The sequence below is a fragment of the Aeromonas sp. DNP9 genome, from assembly GCF_001728955.1.
Classification (GTDB): Bacteria; Pseudomonadota; Gammaproteobacteria; order Enterobacterales; family Aeromonadaceae; genus Aeromonas; species Aeromonas veronii.
This window is the reverse complement of record NZ_LYSQ01000016.1, coordinates 35,024-49,356: the sequence shown is the minus strand read 5'-3', so window position 1 is coordinate 49,356 and position 14,333 is coordinate 35,024. Positions and strand designations below refer to the sequence as shown.

Annotated in this window: 11 protein-coding genes; 6 read left to right on the top strand and 5 right to left on the bottom strand. The window is 56.6% G+C overall.

Annotated elements, in window-relative coordinates; translation table 11 throughout:
* The 4 genes from A9G06_RS12395 to A9G06_RS12380 all read right to left on the bottom strand — a co-directional run bounded on the left by A9G06_RS12395 (window position 1) and on the right by A9G06_RS12380 (window position 3,686).
* Window positions 1-789 (bottom strand): ATP-dependent zinc protease, encoded by a 789-nt coding sequence (locus A9G06_RS12395; protein WP_005337698.1) that lies wholly within the window; start codon window positions 787-789, stop codon window positions 1-3.
* 52 nt (window positions 790-841) lie between these two features.
* Entirely contained in the window at window positions 842-1,819 is a 978-nt protein-coding gene (cmoB, locus tag A9G06_RS12390; RefSeq protein WP_019446645.1) for a tRNA 5-methoxyuridine(34)/uridine 5-oxyacetic acid(34) synthase CmoB, read from the bottom strand.
* Complete coding sequence (cmoA, locus tag A9G06_RS12385) at window positions 1,816-2,562, bottom strand: carboxy-S-adenosyl-L-methionine synthase CmoA (protein WP_005353159.1); 747 nt, start codon at window positions 2,560-2,562, stop codon at window positions 1,816-1,818. The genes cmoB and cmoA overlap by 4 nt, the downstream gene beginning before the upstream one ends.
* A 275-nt stretch (window positions 2,563-2,837) precedes the next feature.
* Window positions 2,838-3,686, bottom strand: a complete 849-nt coding sequence (locus A9G06_RS12380; protein ID WP_069555440.1) for a DUF72 domain-containing protein — start codon at window positions 3,684-3,686, stop codon at window positions 2,838-2,840.
* Window positions 3,687-3,848: 162 nt separating this feature from the next.
* On the opposite strand from A9G06_RS12380, the gene A9G06_RS21540 reads away from it, so the two are divergent.
* The 3 genes from A9G06_RS21540 (at window position 3,849) to A9G06_RS12370 (ending at window position 6,739) form a co-directional block, all read left to right on the top strand.
* Complete coding sequence (locus A9G06_RS21540; RefSeq protein ID WP_005337686.1) at window positions 3,849-4,100, top strand: FmdB family zinc ribbon protein; 252 nt, start codon at window positions 3,849-3,851, stop codon at window positions 4,098-4,100.
* Between the two features lie 32 nt (window positions 4,101-4,132).
* Window positions 4,133-5,896 carry an aspartate--tRNA ligase gene (aspS, locus tag A9G06_RS12375; RefSeq protein WP_069555439.1) on the top strand — a complete coding sequence of 588 codons (1,764 nt, stop codon included), beginning with the start codon at window positions 4,133-4,135 and terminating at the stop codon, window positions 5,894-5,896.
* 102 nt (window positions 5,897-5,998) lie between these two features.
* A complete protein-coding gene (locus A9G06_RS12370) occupies window positions 5,999-6,739 on the top strand; it encodes a YebC/PmpR family DNA-binding transcriptional regulator (RefSeq protein ID WP_005337681.1) in 741 nt (246 codons plus the stop codon).
* A 524-nt stretch (window positions 6,740-7,263) separates the two neighbouring features.
* Here the strand turns inward: A9G06_RS12370 and adhE are convergent.
* Window positions 7,264-9,930 (bottom strand): bifunctional acetaldehyde-CoA/alcohol dehydrogenase, encoded by a 2,667-nt coding sequence (adhE, locus tag A9G06_RS12365; protein ID WP_019446648.1) that lies wholly within the window; start codon window positions 9,928-9,930, stop codon window positions 7,264-7,266.
* An 840-nt stretch (window positions 9,931-10,770) separates the two neighbouring features.
* Here adhE and A9G06_RS12360 point away from each other — a divergent pair.
* The 3 genes from A9G06_RS12360 to oppB all read left to right on the top strand — a co-directional run bounded on the left by A9G06_RS12360 (window position 10,771) and on the right by oppB (window position 14,324).
* Window positions 10,771-11,406, top strand: a complete 636-nt coding sequence (locus tag A9G06_RS12360; protein ID WP_005337678.1) for a YchE family NAAT transporter — start codon at window positions 10,771-10,773, stop codon at window positions 11,404-11,406.
* A 279-nt stretch (window positions 11,407-11,685) separates the two neighbouring features.
* Window positions 11,686-13,305: an ABC transporter substrate-binding protein gene (locus tag A9G06_RS12355; RefSeq protein ID WP_069555438.1), complete on the top strand. Its 1,620-nt coding sequence runs from the start codon at window positions 11,686-11,688 to the stop codon at window positions 13,303-13,305.
* Between the two features lie 98 nt (window positions 13,306-13,403).
* Complete coding sequence (gene oppB, locus A9G06_RS12350) at window positions 13,404-14,324, top strand: oligopeptide ABC transporter permease OppB (protein ID WP_069555437.1); 921 nt, start codon at window positions 13,404-13,406, stop codon at window positions 14,322-14,324.
* The last annotated feature ends 9 nt before the right edge of the window (window positions 14,325-14,333 follow it).

The following is a 14,333-nucleotide window of genomic DNA, read 5'->3' as shown; positions in this document are numbered from 1 at the left end:
TTATTTCACATCCTTGAGCTTGGGTTTGGGTTGGATATATTCGCGGGCAACATCAACCACGGCGATGTCTTTCAAAAATTCGCGACCCAGCAGCACAGGGAAGGTCATGTCGCTACGGTCTTTCAGGGTAAATTCGGCTTTCTCGGTCATGTCGCCAATGCGCACGGCCAGACGCACCACCGGACGGCGGTCCAGATCGTCGGCAGAGGCCTGACGCACCCGTACATGGCGTACCAGCGGCGCTTCGATCTGGATCTTGTCGTCCACTTCCTGATGGCTCAGGAAGAAGCGCACCCAGTTTTTGCCGTTGCGCTCGAAAATGGTGATCTCCTGCGCACTGATGGAGGAGGTGGTCGCACCGGTATCGACCCGCGCCTGGAAGGCGTCGTTGGCCGCATCAACCCAGATCCACTCGGCTTCACCGACCATCAGCTTGCCATCGATGGTGTGACCCTGATTGGGGGCCGGGCACTTCTCGGTGGGGATGGCCATCGGCTTGGGCGGCTCGGAGGGGAGGGTGGCGAGCTTGTGGTCTACTTGCTTGACGGACTCTTTCATATTGGTGACATCTGTGTTGAGCTGAACCAGCAGGTGCTGTTGCTGCACATACTGCTTCTGTTGCTGTTCCATGGATGTTTGCAGGCGTTGCTCGCTCTGGCTCAGCTCGCTACGAAGCTCGGCCAGCGTCAGAGCAGGGACCTGAGGCGCTTTTTCCATATTGACACACCCGCCGAGACTAAGCAGGGAGAGCAGGGTCATTCCTTTTAATTTGCTTTTCATGTCATTCATTTAACTGTGCTTCCTGGAATTGGGTCAGTGTAACTTCCACAAGCGCCACCGGCTAGTCTTTGGCCTTGCGGGCAATCAGTACGGCACGTTTCGGCGCCGGGTGTCCTTCTACCGTGAGTGCCGGATTGTCTGGATCCAGATAGTCACTCAGGGATTCATTAATCATCCAGTCGGTACGACGCTGTTCGTCGGTGCTGGTCATATTCTCGTCTACTATCCGCACGTCGGTGAAGCCGCAGCGCTCGACCCACAGCTTGAGGGCGCGGCTTGAGGGAATAAACCAGACGTTGCGCATCTTGCCGTAACGATCGGTGGGCATCAGCACGTCGTTGACCCCGCCGTCAATCACTAGCGTTTCCAGCACCAGCTCGCCATCATCTTTCAATTGATTGCGCAGTTGCTCGATGTGCTCGATGGGGGATTTGCGGTGATAGAGCACCCCCATGGAGAAGACGGTGTCAAAAGCACGCAGCTCCGGCAGCTCCTGAATGCCGAGCGGCAGCAGGTGGGCACGCTGATCATTGCCTGCGAAGTGGCGAATGGCCTCGAACTGGCAGAGGAACAGCGGACTCGGGTCTATGCCGACCGCCAGCTTGGCCCCTTCACCCACCATGCGCCAGAGGTGGTAACCGCTGCCGCAGCCCACATCCAGCACGTAACGGCCTTCGAGCGGGCTGATATGGGGCAGCACCCGATCCCACTTCCAGTCAGAGCGCCACTCGGTATCGATGTGGATGCCGTGCACGGTGAACGGCCCCTTGCGCCAGGGCATGAAGTGGCGCAGCAGGCTCTCCACCTTCTTGCGCTCCCCTTCGCCAAGGCTCTCGGCCGAGCCAATCTCGACCCGGCTTTTCAGCTCGACGTTGCCGGGGGAGACCACCGGCAGCTTGTTGAGGGCGCGGTTCCAGCGCGGCAGGTCGCCATGCTGGTTGTCATGTTGCCAGGCGTGCAGCTGGGCGGGCAGGGTATGCAGCCAGTGGCTCAGCCGGTTTTTGGCTATCAGTTGATAGAAATTGGCAAAGTCGATCATGGCTGGGCGTCGCTGGATTTGATGGCAATCATGGAACCGAAGTTGAAACACTGGAACCAGAGATCCTGATGGACGAAACCGGCATCCCGCAGACGAGCCTGATGCACCGGCAGGCTGTCGGTGCGCATCACGTTCTCAAGGGCGGTGCGTTTCTGGCTGATCTCCAGCTCGCTGTAGCCATTGGCCCGCTTGAAGTCGAGATGCAGATCGATAAGCAGCTCGTTGACCGGTTCATCTTCGAAGCGGAACTTTTCGCTCAGGATCAGGATCCCGCCCGGGCGCAGACCATCGTGAATGCGCTGGATCAGGGCGGCCCGTTTTTCTGGCTCGACAAATTGCAGAGTGAAGTTGAGCACCACAACGGAGGCGTTCTCGATCTCGATGTCGCAGATATCCGCCTCTACCAGCTCCACCGGCACCTCGGATTTGAAACCGGAGAGGTGGGCGCGGGCACGCTCGATCATCGGATGGGAGAGATCCACCGCGGTGATGCGGCAGCCGGGCTGGCTGACATGGCGACGCATCGCCTGGGTCGCGGCGCCCAGTGAGCAGCCGAGATCATAGAGTCGGCTCTCGGGTTGGGCGTAGCGGGCGGCCATCATGCCGATGGCAGAGATGATGTTGCTGTAACCCGGCACCGAGCGCTGGATCATATCGGGAAAAACGTCGACGACCTGTTCGTCAAAACAGAAGTCTCCCAATCGGGCGATCGGGGCGGCAAAAATTTGATCTTTGGTATGCATGCTGGCGCAACCTGACAGTCGGGACATCACCCGGCTGTATTGTTCAATTGAGTCGTTGGGTGACACCCATCAGAGTAGATTTATCACCTGTTTACGAACGGGGTGGCTGGTCATGAAATCCTTTGGACCTGTCCTGTTCGTACGGGCCATGTTCCGGACCCTTACTTGGGGCGGTAGTGTAGAGGATTGATGGCCGTTTGTCTTGACGCCAGGGCTTGCCACGCCACAAAAAAGCACTTTTTTTGCAGCGAAACGATGGCCGCAGAATGGGTTGGCTAAAAGCGCAGCACTCCCTGCCGTGCGCGATCGTTTTCCCCCGGCCAGGGGGCCATCTCCTGCTCCAGCAAGCGGGTGATCTGACGGGCCAACTCAGGTGCCTGGGCGTTGTCGGCAGTATGTATATAGAGGTAGAGGTCCTTGCCCTCCGCGAGCCACTGGCGCCAGTGGGGGAGCCAGCTGGGCAGGAAGGGGTGATTGGCCGCCGGATCCGGCAGGCCGATAAAGCGCACCATGGGGGCGTTGGCGGTGGCCAGCAGATGCACCGGCAGGCGCGGTTTCTTGCCCTGGGCATCGACAAGGGCTGGCGTGGTTGCTTGCACCGAGAAGAGTGGCCGGCTGTCGAGCATCACCCGGTTCACACCCTGTTCCATCAGCAGCCGGTTCAATGCCCGCTCGGCCTCCCCCTTGGCGAAGAAGTCGGGGTGACGCACTTCGAGGGCGTAGCGAAACGCCCGCGGCAGCCGATCGATGAAGGCCGCCAGTCTGGCCAGCCCCAGTGGCCCGAAACGGGCGGGCAACTGTAGGGTGAGCAGCCCCAGCTTGTCGTGCAGCGGGGCGAGCAGACGAATAAAGTCGGCGACTTGTTTGTCTGCGCTCACCAGATCGCTCTGGTGGCTGATGGTTTGCGGAAATTTGAAGTTGAAACGAAAGTGATCGGGCACCGCATCGGCCCAGCGCTGTACCGTGTCCGGTGTCGGCAGGGCGTAGAAGGTGGTGTTACCCTCCACCGAGTTGAAGACGGTCGCGTAGTGGGCGAGGTGTTCGGCAGGCTTGGCGCCAAGGCCCAGCAACTGGCCGGGCCAGCTGGGGTGGGACCACTGTGGCAGGCCCAAATAGAGGCTCATGGTGGCTAATCTCTTCGCTCTTGGTGCATTCGTGCCGATTTTTTGCCCGCTTTTTGCCATCGAGTGCAAAAAACTGGCGAAAGGAGGCTGCTGGCCATTTTACCCAAAAGGGGGTTTTCCTCTATAATGCCAGCCCTTTTGTTTTTCAATTTCTTGTGACCCATGCCTATCTACGAATATCGTTGCGACGTCTGTGGCCATGAATTGGCAAAACTGCAAAAGCTTTCCGATGCCCCCCTGACCGACTGTCCGGCCTGTAGCAAGCCGAATCTGGTCAAGCTGATATCGGCGGCAGGCTTCCGGCTCAAGGGAACCGGATGGTACGAGACTGATTTCAAACCGGGTAAGAAAAAGAATCTGGCCAGCTGTGAGACAGACGGTGCTTGCCAGTCGTGCCCGGCGGCCCAAGGTTAACCGTCTCTCTACAATTTCGAAGGAAGAAGTCCATGCGCTCTATCTATTGCGGACAGGTCAATGAGGCCCATGCAGGGCAGACCATTACATTGTGCGGTTGGGTTCATCGTCGTCGTGATCTCGGCGGTCTGATCTTTATCGATATGCGCGACCGGGAAGGGATCGTTCAGGTGTTCTTCGATCCGGACAAGCCGGACGCGTTCGCCTTGGCCTCCGAGCTGCGCGGCGAGTTCTGCATCCAGGTGACCGGCGTGGTGCGCACCCGTCCCGAGTCCCAGCGCAACAGCGACATGGCCACTGGCGCCATCGAAGTGTTCGCCCACGAACTCAACATCATCAACCGTGCCGAACCGCTGCCGCTGGACTTCAATCAGGTCAACAGCGAAGAGATCAGCCTCAAGTATCGCTACCTGGATCTGCGTCGTCCCGAGATGGCCAAGTACCTGAAGACCCGTGCCAAGGCCAGCGCCTTCGTACGCCGCTTCATGGACGAGCACGGCTTCCTCGATATCGAGACCCCGATGCTGACCAAGGCCACTCCGGAAGGTGCCCGTGACTATCTGGTGCCGAGCCGCGTGCACAAGGGCAAGTTCTACGCTCTGCCGCAATCCCCCCAGCTGTTCAAGCAGTTGCTGATGATGTCCGGCTTCGATCGCTACTACCAGATCGTCAAGTGCTTCCGCGACGAAGACCTGCGTGCCGACCGCCAGCCGGAATTCACCCAGATCGACGTGGAGACCTCCTTCATGACCGCGCCGCAGGTGCGTGAAATCATGGAAGAGATGATCCGCAAACTGTGGCTGCACATCCTGAACGTGGATCTGGGCGACTTCCCGATCATGACCTTCGACGAAGCCATGCGTCGCTTCGGCTCAGACAAGCCGGACCTGCGTCTGCCGATGGAGCTGGTTGATGTGGCAGACCTCTTGACCGCTGTCGAGTTTTCCGTGTTCGCTGGCCCTGCCAATGATCCGAAAGGCCGCGTGGCTGCCCTGAAAGTCCCGGGCGGTGCCGTGCTCTCTCGCAAGCAGATCGACGAATACACCAAGTTTGTCGGCATCTACGGTGCCAAGGGCCTGGCCTGGATGAAGGTCAACTCAGAAACAAACATTGAACGTGTACAATCCCCGGTGGCCAAGTTCCTATCCGACGATATCGTGTGCGGGATCCTGAATCGTACCGGTGCTGTTGACGGCGACATCATCTTCTTCGGCGCCGACTCCAAGAAAGTGGTCTGCGATGCCATGGGCGCTCTGCGCCTGAAAGTGGGCCGCGATCTGGGTCTGCTGGAGAACAGCTGGAAGCCGCTGTGGGTTATCGACTTCCCGATGTTCGAAGAGGATGGCGAAGGCGGTCTGGCTGCCATGCACCACCCGTTCACCGCGCCGAGCAACATGAGCCCGGCCGAGCTGAAAGCCAATCCGGTGGGTGCTTACGCCAACGCCTACGACATGGTGATCAACGGCTACGAAGTGGGTGGCGGCTCTGTCCGTATCCACAACAGCGAGATGCAATCCACCGTGTTCGATATCCTGGGTATCACCCCGGCCGAGCAGCGTCTGAAGTTTGGCTTCCTGCTGGATGCCCTGAAGTACGGCACCCCGCCGCACGCCGGTCTGGCCTTCGGTCTGGACCGTCTCAGCATGCTGCTGACCGGCACCGAAAACATTCGGGACGTCATCGCCTTCCCGAAAACGACCGCGGCTGCCTGTCTGATGACAGACGCCCCCAGCCTTGCCAATGCCGCCCAACTGGGTGAGCTGGCGATTGCAACCACCGTCAAGGGCGACGAGTAAGCCGATACCGGCACCGGAGGCCGCCGCCGTGCGGCCTCTGTGTTTCCCTTGGGTTAGTCATGATCAGTGTTACTGACATTTAAAAAATAACGGAGAGTCTCTATGGCAGGTCACAGTAAATGGGCCAACATCAAACACCGCAAGGCCGCTCAGGACGCCAAGCGTGGCAAGATCTTCACCAAGCTGATCCGCGAAATCACTACCTCCGCGCGTCTGGGTGATGCCGATCCGGCCAACAACCCGCGTCTGCGTGCTGCGGTGACTGCCGCCCTGACCAACAACATGACCCGCGACACCATCAACCGTGCCATTCAGCGTGGCGCCGGTGGTGGCGATGGTGAACAGCTCGAGACCATCGTATACGAAGGTTACGGCCCGGCTGGCTCTGCCGTGATGGTAGAGTGCCTGACCGACAACCGTAACCGTACCGTAGCCGAAGTGCGTCACGCCTTCAGCAAGTGCGGTGGCAACCTGGGCACCGACGGCTCCGTTGCCTATCTGTTCAGCAAGAAAGGTCTGCTGACTTTCGTGGGTGTAGACGAAGATGCCCTGATGGATGCCGCGCTGGAAGCGGGCGCCGATGACGTGGTCACCGAAGAGGATGGCACCATCGAGGTGTACACCACCCCGAACGACTTCGGTACCGTGCTGGACGGTCTGGAAGCTGCCGGCTTCAAGGCCCAGAGCGCCGAAGTGACCATGATCCCCTCCACTGAAGCGGAGCTGGATGCAGAAACTGCACCCAAGCTGATGCGTCTGATCGACATGCTGGAAGATCTGGACGATGTGCAAGAGGTGTATCACAACGGCTCCATCTCCGATGAAGTCGCTGCGACCCTGTGATCGCTTAATCGTGCTCTCCCGATGGCAGCCTGATGGCTGCCATTTTTTTATCTTTGCATCGTGGCATCTGCTGATGTGTCGGTTGAGCACCCGGTGCAACAACTCTCTTTACTGACAATCTTTCCAGCTTTCTCTGCGAATTATCATTGCTCTGTCCATGCCAGTCGGTTGGCCCTGCACGTATGCCAGTCGCAGTTCTGCTGCGTTGCGTTAGCGAGGCTCCGCTGATCCTGTTTATCACACCTCTAGCTCTTGAGATGGCGTTGACTGCTCACATCTGCCCGTCAGGGTAATTCGTTGGGGGGAGGGGATAGGAGGTGATGGAGCGTGCTCTTGTTATCACAGGTGCCCATCAATACAGAGTGACAGGTTGGGATGTCGATAAAGGATTGGCTGGGGCGAGTTGGTTGGTTGGGACGTTAGGGGCTGCACTACCGCAATCGGCTGGAGAGAGGATCGCTGTGATAAGTGGCAGATAAAAAAAGCCCGCGCAGTGCGCGGGCTTGTTATCTCAGGACTGGTTATCAGGCCTTGGATTTCTTCTTGCCTTCAACCTTGGCTTCAACCGGGGCAGCAGTTACCGGAGCGGCTTCGGTGAACGGACGACCGTAGTAGGAGTCCAGCAGCACCTGCTTCAGCTCGCTGATCAGTGGGTAGCGCGGGTTGGCGCCGGTGCACTGGTCATCGAAGGCTTCGATAGCCAGCTGGTCAACCTTGGCCAGGAAGTCAGCTTCAGTCACGCCAGCTTCGCGGATAGAGGCCGGGATACCCAGGGTAGCCTTCAGCTCGTCCAGCCAGGTCAGCAGCTTCTCGATCTTGGCAGCGGTACGGTCACCGGCAGCAGTCAGACCCAGGTGGTCAGCGACTTCGGCGTAACGACGACGAGCCTGCGGACGGTCGTACTGGGAGAACGCAGTCTGCTTGGTCGGGTTGTCGTTCGCGTTGTAGCGGATGACGTTGCTGATCAGCAGGGCGTTAGCCAAACCGTGCGGAATATGGAACTCGGCACCCAGTTTGTGAGCCATGGAGTGGCACACACCCAGGAAGGCGTTGGCGAACGCGATACCGGCGATGGTGGCAGCATTGTGCACCTTCTCACGAGCGATCGGGTCGTTGGCACCGTTCTGGTAGCTGGACGGCAGGTACTCTTTCAGCATTTTCAGGGCTTGCAGCGCCTGGCCGTCGGAGTACTCGTTAGCCAGTACGGAAACATAGGCTTCCATGGCGTGAGTCACGGCATCGATACCACCGAAGGCACACAGGGACTTCGGCATGCCCATGACCAGGTTGGCATCAACGATGGCCATGTTCGGGGTCAGCTCGTAGTCAGCCAGCGGATACTTTTGACCAGACACTTCATCGGTTACTACTGCAAACGGAGTGACTTCAGAGCCGGTACCTGAAGTGGTGGTGATACAGACCAGTTCGGCCTTCACGCCCATTTTCGGGAACTTGTAGATACGCTTGCGGATGTCCATGAAGCGCATGGCCAGATCTTCGAACGCAGTGTTCGGGTGCTCGTACATCACCCACATGATCTTGGCCGCATCCATCGGTGAACCACCGCCCAGCGCCAGGATAACGTCCGGTTTGAAGGAGTTGGCCATCTCGGCACCCTTGCGAACCACAGCCAGGGTCGGGTCAGCTTCTACTTCGTAGAACACTTCCACTTCCATATTCTGTGCTTTCAGCAGGCTGACCAGTTCATCGGCGTAGCCGTTGTTGAACAGGAAGCGGTCAGTTACGACCATGGCACGCTTTTTACCTTCCAGGTCGCTCAGAGCGATCGGCAGGGAACCACGACGGAAGTAGATGGATTTCGGAAGTTTGTGCCACAGCATGTTTTCTGCCCGTTTTGCGACTGTCTTCTTGTTGATCAGGTGCTTCGGACCCACGTTTTCGGAGATGGAGTTACCGCTCCAGGAGCCGCAACCCAGGGTCAGGGACGGTGCCATTGCGAAGTTGTACAGGTCACCGATACCGCCTTGGGTAGACGGAGTGTTGATCAGGATACGCGCGGTCTTCATCTTGTCGCCGAAGTACTTGATGCGGTCAGCGTTGCGGTCCTGGTCGGTGTACAGACCTGATGTGTGGCCGATACCACCGATGTTGACCATGTCACAGGCCATATCTACGGCGTTTTCGAAGCTGCTTGCACGGAACATACCGAGCAGCGGTGACAATTTCTCGTGAGCAAACTCGTCTTCTGCACACAGCTTGACGCCTTCACCGATCAGGATCTTGGTATCAGCCGGTACAGTCACGCCTGCCATCTCGGCAATCTTGGTGGCTGGCTGGCCAACGATGTTGGCGTTCAGGGCACCGTTGATCAGGATGACTTTACGCACCTTGTCAGCATCTTCTTTGGAGAGCACGTGGCCCTTGTGGGATGCAAAGCGCTCTTTAACCTGGTCGTAGATGGCATCAACAACGATGACTGCCTGCTCGGAAGCACAGACCACGCCGTTATCGAAAGTCTTGGACATCAGGATGGAGGCAACGGCACGCTTCACGTCGGCAGTTTCGTCGATAACGATAGGTACGTTACCGGCACCCACGCCGATAGCAGGCTTACCGGAGGAGTAGGCTGCTTTCACCATGCCCGGGCCACCGGTGGCCAGGATCAGGTTGATGTCTTCGTGCTTCATCAGGGCGTTGGAGAGCTCAACAGACGGTTGGTCGATCCAGCCGATGATGTCTTTCGGCGCACCAGCGGCAACAGCTGCATCCAGTACCAGCTTGGCAGCGGTATTGGTGGAGTTCTTGGCACGGGGGTGCGGGGAGAAGATGATGGCGTTGCGGGTCTTGAGCGCGATCATGGATTTGAAGATCGCAGTGGAGGTCGGGTTGGTGGTCGGAACGATACCACAGATGATACCTACCGGCTCGGCGATGGTGATGGTACCCATCTGATCATCTTCGCTCAGAATGCCGCAGGTCTTCTCGTCTTTGTACTTGTTGTAGATGTATTCGGAGGCGAAGTGGTTCTTGATAACCTTGTCTTCGATGATACCCATACCGGATTCTTCCACGGCCATCTGGGCCAGGGGGATACGGGCGTTGTTGGCGGCCAGGGCGGCGGCACGGAAGATCTTGTCTACCTGCTCTTGAGAGAAGCTGGCGAATTCACGCTGGGCTTCCTTAACGCGGGCGACCAGTGCATCCAGTTCAGCCAAATTGGTTACTGCCATGTTTATCTCCTGATTATTTGAAAACTGTTTAGTAAGACGTTGGCAATGCCCGGCAATTATAGTCGCCCTGTCAAGACGGTATCGTTGCAACAGCTTTTTCACATGCCTTACTAAATCGCTTTCTGAGTCGATTATAGAGCGGGGCTGACTCAGAAAAACTTGATCTGGATCATGTGTAACAAAAGAACAAAAGAAATTTTATTTCACAATCCTTGTTTGATTGATGTTATCGGAATGTGCATCAAAGGGAAAGGTGAGAGACTTGTTAATGCAGAGTAATAAACCACATTTATCAAGTGGTTAATTGCACTCGGCCATAGTATTACAGAGCTATTTTGGCGGTATAGGTTAGCAAATATGAGTGAATCGGTTTCAAAATCACCGACAAACGCACTTTATTCCAGCGTTTGTTGCAAAAATGATTGTTGTTTTAATCCATGACTAATCCGCTTTATTCCCCAAGGAGGCTATTTCTGCCCGCTTTCCCGGTTTTTGCATTGTTGCTCTCTTGCCGAGTCAATGAAGTGATGTCTGGCCTGAAATAGTGGGAAGGCAAAGCCTGGATCCTCTCGAGTCGCTTGGTCATTCGGTCAGTCATCATCGGACTCTCTGGTCATGATTAAGCAGGCTTGCGCTCACTTTTCTAACGCGTGTCGGGCGGTAGAAAGGGCTTTTGGCATCGATTTATGCCAGTTAGCGCGGATGCATTAGATGAACTAACTAAAAAACCCTCGAAATGGTGAGATTATTTGATTGGTGCCCGCTCTGGCTATGATGTAAATTTACGCACGAAATTAATGGACTGGCCCGCTGGGCCCGAAACTCTATTGGAAGGCGCCTATGGCAGCAATTGACGTCTCGTTGTATCTGAAGTTTTTTGTCGGTTTGTTCGCAATTATCAACCCGCTTGGTTTGTTGCCGGTGTTTGTCAGTCTGACCAGCCACCATACCCAGGCCGAGCGGATGAAAACCAATACCACCGCCAATATCGCGGTGATGGTGATCCTGCTGGTCTCCATGTATATGGGGCAGCTGATCCTCGACGGTTTCGGTATCTCGCTGGCGTCGTTCCGGATCGCCGGTGGGTCGCTGATTACCCTGATTGCCTGGTCGATGCTGCAGGGCAAGCTGGGCGAGGTGAAGCACAACAAACAGGAGAAGGGTGAACTGGCGGTGCGCGAGTCTATCGCCGTGGTACCGCTGGCGTTGCCGCTGATGGCGGGCCCAGGTGCCATCTCCTCGGTGATTGTCTATGCCAGCCAGAGCCACTGGCAGCAACTGCTCGGCATGTCAGTTGTTGTCGTGGTCTTCTCTTTCTGCTCCTGGCTCATCTTCCGCGCCGCGCCGCTGCTGTTCAAGATCATGGGCAACACCGGCATCAACGTGGTGACCCGTATCATGGGTCTTATCATGATGTCGCTGGGGATCGAGATCATGGTGGCCGGCATCAAGGGGGTTTTCCCCAGCCTGATGTGAGCCAGCTCCGCTTTATGAAAGCCGGTCCTCGTGACCGGCTTTTTATTGGTTGCTTTTTGCCCGGTCTTTTCTAGAATCGGTCGTTTGTGTGAAAAGTGAGCGCTTTGCTGGTGTTTTAATACTGAAAAAGGGCATGGCGGCTGATTTTTTGACCAGAAAATGACGATTACCCTGACAATATCTGTTGCATTATCGGAATTGGCAGGGAATTATGCTGGGAGCGGGTTTTAACCCCGTCACTTTAAAAAATGCATGGAATGTTCTTGTTGGAGTAGGGAAATGACTCATAAAAAAACAATGATTAACACATTGCTGGTGGCTGCACTGTTTGGTGGCGTCAATGTGGCTCAGGCTGCCGATGTCCCGGCGGGAACCAAGCTGGCTGAAGTCCAGCAACTGGTAAAAGGCAACGGCTCGGAGCCTGCGACCCTTGACCCGCACAAGACCGAAGGAACGGTCGAATCCAATATCCTGCGCGACCTGTTCGAGGGTCTCGTTGCTTCCGGCCCGAAAGGGGAAGTTCTCCCGGCGGTGGCCGAATCCTGGGAAACCAAGGATAACAAGCACTACGTCTTCCACCTGCGCAAAGATGCCAAGTGGTCCAACGGTGACCCGGTCACTGCCCACGATTTCGTTTTTGCTTTCCAGCGTGCCGTTGATCCGAAAACCGCCTCTCCTTACTCCTGGTATCTGGAGATCCCGACCATTGCCAATGCCTCCGAGATCATCGCAGGTAAAAAGCCGGCTGATACGCTGGGCGTGAAGGCGACCGACGACTACACCTTCGAAGTGCAGCTCGAGAAAGCCATCCCTTACTTCGTCAGCATGCTCTCCCACACTACCACCTATCCGGTACCGAAGAAGGTGATCGAGAAGTTCGGTGACAAGTGGACCCAGCCGGAGAATATGGTATCCAACGGTGCCTATACCCTGAAGAACTGGGTGGTGAACGAGCGCGTCGAAGTGGAGCGCAACAAGCACTACTGGAACGATGGCAAGACCGTCATCAACAAGGTGGTCTATCTGCCCATCCAGTCTACCAACGCCGATCTGAGCCGCTATCTGGCGGGCGAAGTGGACATCACCTATCAGATGCCCATCGAGCGCTTCAAGCAGATGAAGAAAGAGAAGCCGGACGAGCTGAAAGTGACCGGTTATGTTGGTACTTACTACTACCAGTACAACGTCAAGAAGAAGCCGTTTGACGATGTGCGTGTCCGTACTGCGCTCTCCTATGCCATCGATCGCGACGTGATCGCCGACAAGGTGATGGGTCAGGGTCAGACGCCCGGTTACACCCTGGTGCCGGACTTCGTCGATGGCTTCAAGCCGGTCGCCCCCGAGTGGTCGAAGATGACCCAGGCCGAGCGTGATGCCAAGGCCAAGGCGCTGCTGCAAGAAGCCGGTTTCGATGCCAGCAAGCCGCTCAAGTTCGAGCTGCTTTACAACACCGATGACAACCACAAGAAAGTGGCTGTGGCCGTGGCCTCCATGTGGAAGAAGCTGGGCGTGCAGGTGAGCCTGGTCAACCAGGAGTGGAAAACTTACCTGGAAACCAAGAAACAGGGTCAGTTTGACGTAGGTCGTGCCGGCTGGATCGCCGACTACAACGAAGCCTCCTCCATGCTGGATCTGATGCAGACCACCCACGGTAACAACGACGGCAAGTACTCCAATCCGGAGTTCGACAAGCTGATGGATTCATCCCGTGATCAGGTCGATGTGGCTGCCCGTAACAAGCTCTACGTCCAGGCTGAAGAGATCCTGGCCAAAGACATGCCGATCGCCCCCATCTACCAGTACGTGACTGCTCGTATGGTCAAACCCTATGTAGGCGGCTACCCGGCCAACCCGCTGGATAACCTCTACAGCAAAGATATGTACATCATTGCTCATTGATTTAAAGCAACAAGTCGCATAACAAGCAGGGCCCGCCGGACGGCGGGCCTTTATTACAACCGCGACCATTTGGAAGCAGTACAGGACAGGAAATGTCTATGTTGAAATTCATTTTTAAACGGCTATTGGAAGCGATCCCGACTCTGCTGGTCTTGATCACTGTCTCTTTCTTCATGATGCGTTTCGCCCCGGGTAACCCCTTTACCAGCGAACGTTCACTCCCCCCTGAAGTGATGGCTAACATCGAAGCCAAATATGGTCTCGACAAACCCATTGGCATGCAATATCTCACTTACCTGGGCAACCTGGTGCAGGGTGATTTGGGCCCCTCTTTCAAATACAAGGATTTCACCGTCAATGATCTGGTGAGTCAGGCGCTGCCTGTTTCCGCCAAGATCGGGACCACGGCCTTCTTCTTCGCCGTATTGCTGGGGGTCACCTTCGGCACCATAGCGGCCCTGAAACAGAACACCATTATCGACTATCTGCTGATGTCGTCGGCCATGGCCGGGGTGGTGATCCCGGGCTTTGTGCTGGCGCCCTTGCTGGTGCTCTTTTTCAGTATTCATCTGGGTTGGTTCCCTGCCGGTGGCTGGCAGGGTGGTGGCATCCAGTTTATGGTGCTGCCGGTGTTCGGCATGATGATGTACTACATCTCCGCCATCTCGCGGATCATGCGGGGCAGCATGATCGAGACCATGAACTCCAACTTCATCCGGACCGCTCGTGCCAAGGGCTTGCCGCTGCGCCACATCATCCTGAAACACGCGCTGCGTCCGGCAATGCTGCCGGTGGTCTCATATCTGGGCCCGGCCTTTGTCGGCATCATCACAGGTTCGGTGGTGATCGAGACCATCTTCGGCCTGCCGGGGATCGGTCAGCTGTTCGTCAACGGTGCCCTTAACCGTGATTACTCCATGGTGCTCGGTCTGACCATTCTGGTCGGCGCCCTTACCATCACCTTTAACGCTGTGGTCGATATTCTCTACGCCTTTATCGATCCCAAGATCCGTTACTAATTCGGGAGT

Excerpts from the sequence above, each read along its gene's own strand:
- cmoB (WP_019446645.1), bottom strand. The coding sequence starts at position 1,819 with ATGATCGACTTTGCCAATTTCTATCAACTGATAGCCAAAAACCGGCTG.
- adhE (WP_019446648.1), bottom strand. The coding sequence starts at position 9,930 with ATGGCAGTAACCAATTTGGCTGAACTGGATGCACTGGTCGCCCGCGTT.
- A9G06_RS12370 (WP_005337681.1), top strand. The coding sequence starts at position 5,999 with ATGGCAGGTCACAGTAAATGGGCCAACATCAAACACCGCAAGGCCGCT.
- A9G06_RS12360 (WP_005337678.1), top strand. The coding sequence starts at position 10,771 with ATGGCAGCAATTGACGTCTCGTTGTATCTGAAGTTTTTTGTCGGTTTG.
- A9G06_RS12395 (WP_005337698.1), bottom strand. The coding sequence starts at position 789 with ATGAATGACATGAAAAGCAAATTAAAAGGAATGACCCTGCTCTCCCTG.
- A9G06_RS12355 (WP_069555438.1), top strand. The coding sequence starts at position 11,686 with ATGACTCATAAAAAAACAATGATTAACACATTGCTGGTGGCTGCACTG.
- A9G06_RS12380 (WP_069555440.1), bottom strand. The coding sequence starts at position 3,686 with ATGAGCCTCTATTTGGGCCTGCCACAGTGGTCCCACCCCAGCTGGCCC.
- cmoA (WP_005353159.1), bottom strand. The coding sequence starts at position 2,562 with ATGCATACCAAAGATCAAATTTTTGCCGCCCCGATCGCCCGATTGGGA.
- aspS (WP_069555439.1), top strand. The coding sequence starts at position 4,133 with ATGCGCTCTATCTATTGCGGACAGGTCAATGAGGCCCATGCAGGGCAG.
- A9G06_RS21540 (WP_005337686.1), top strand. The coding sequence starts at position 3,849 with ATGCCTATCTACGAATATCGTTGCGACGTCTGTGGCCATGAATTGGCA.
- oppB (WP_069555437.1), top strand. The coding sequence starts at position 13,404 with ATGTTGAAATTCATTTTTAAACGGCTATTGGAAGCGATCCCGACTCTG.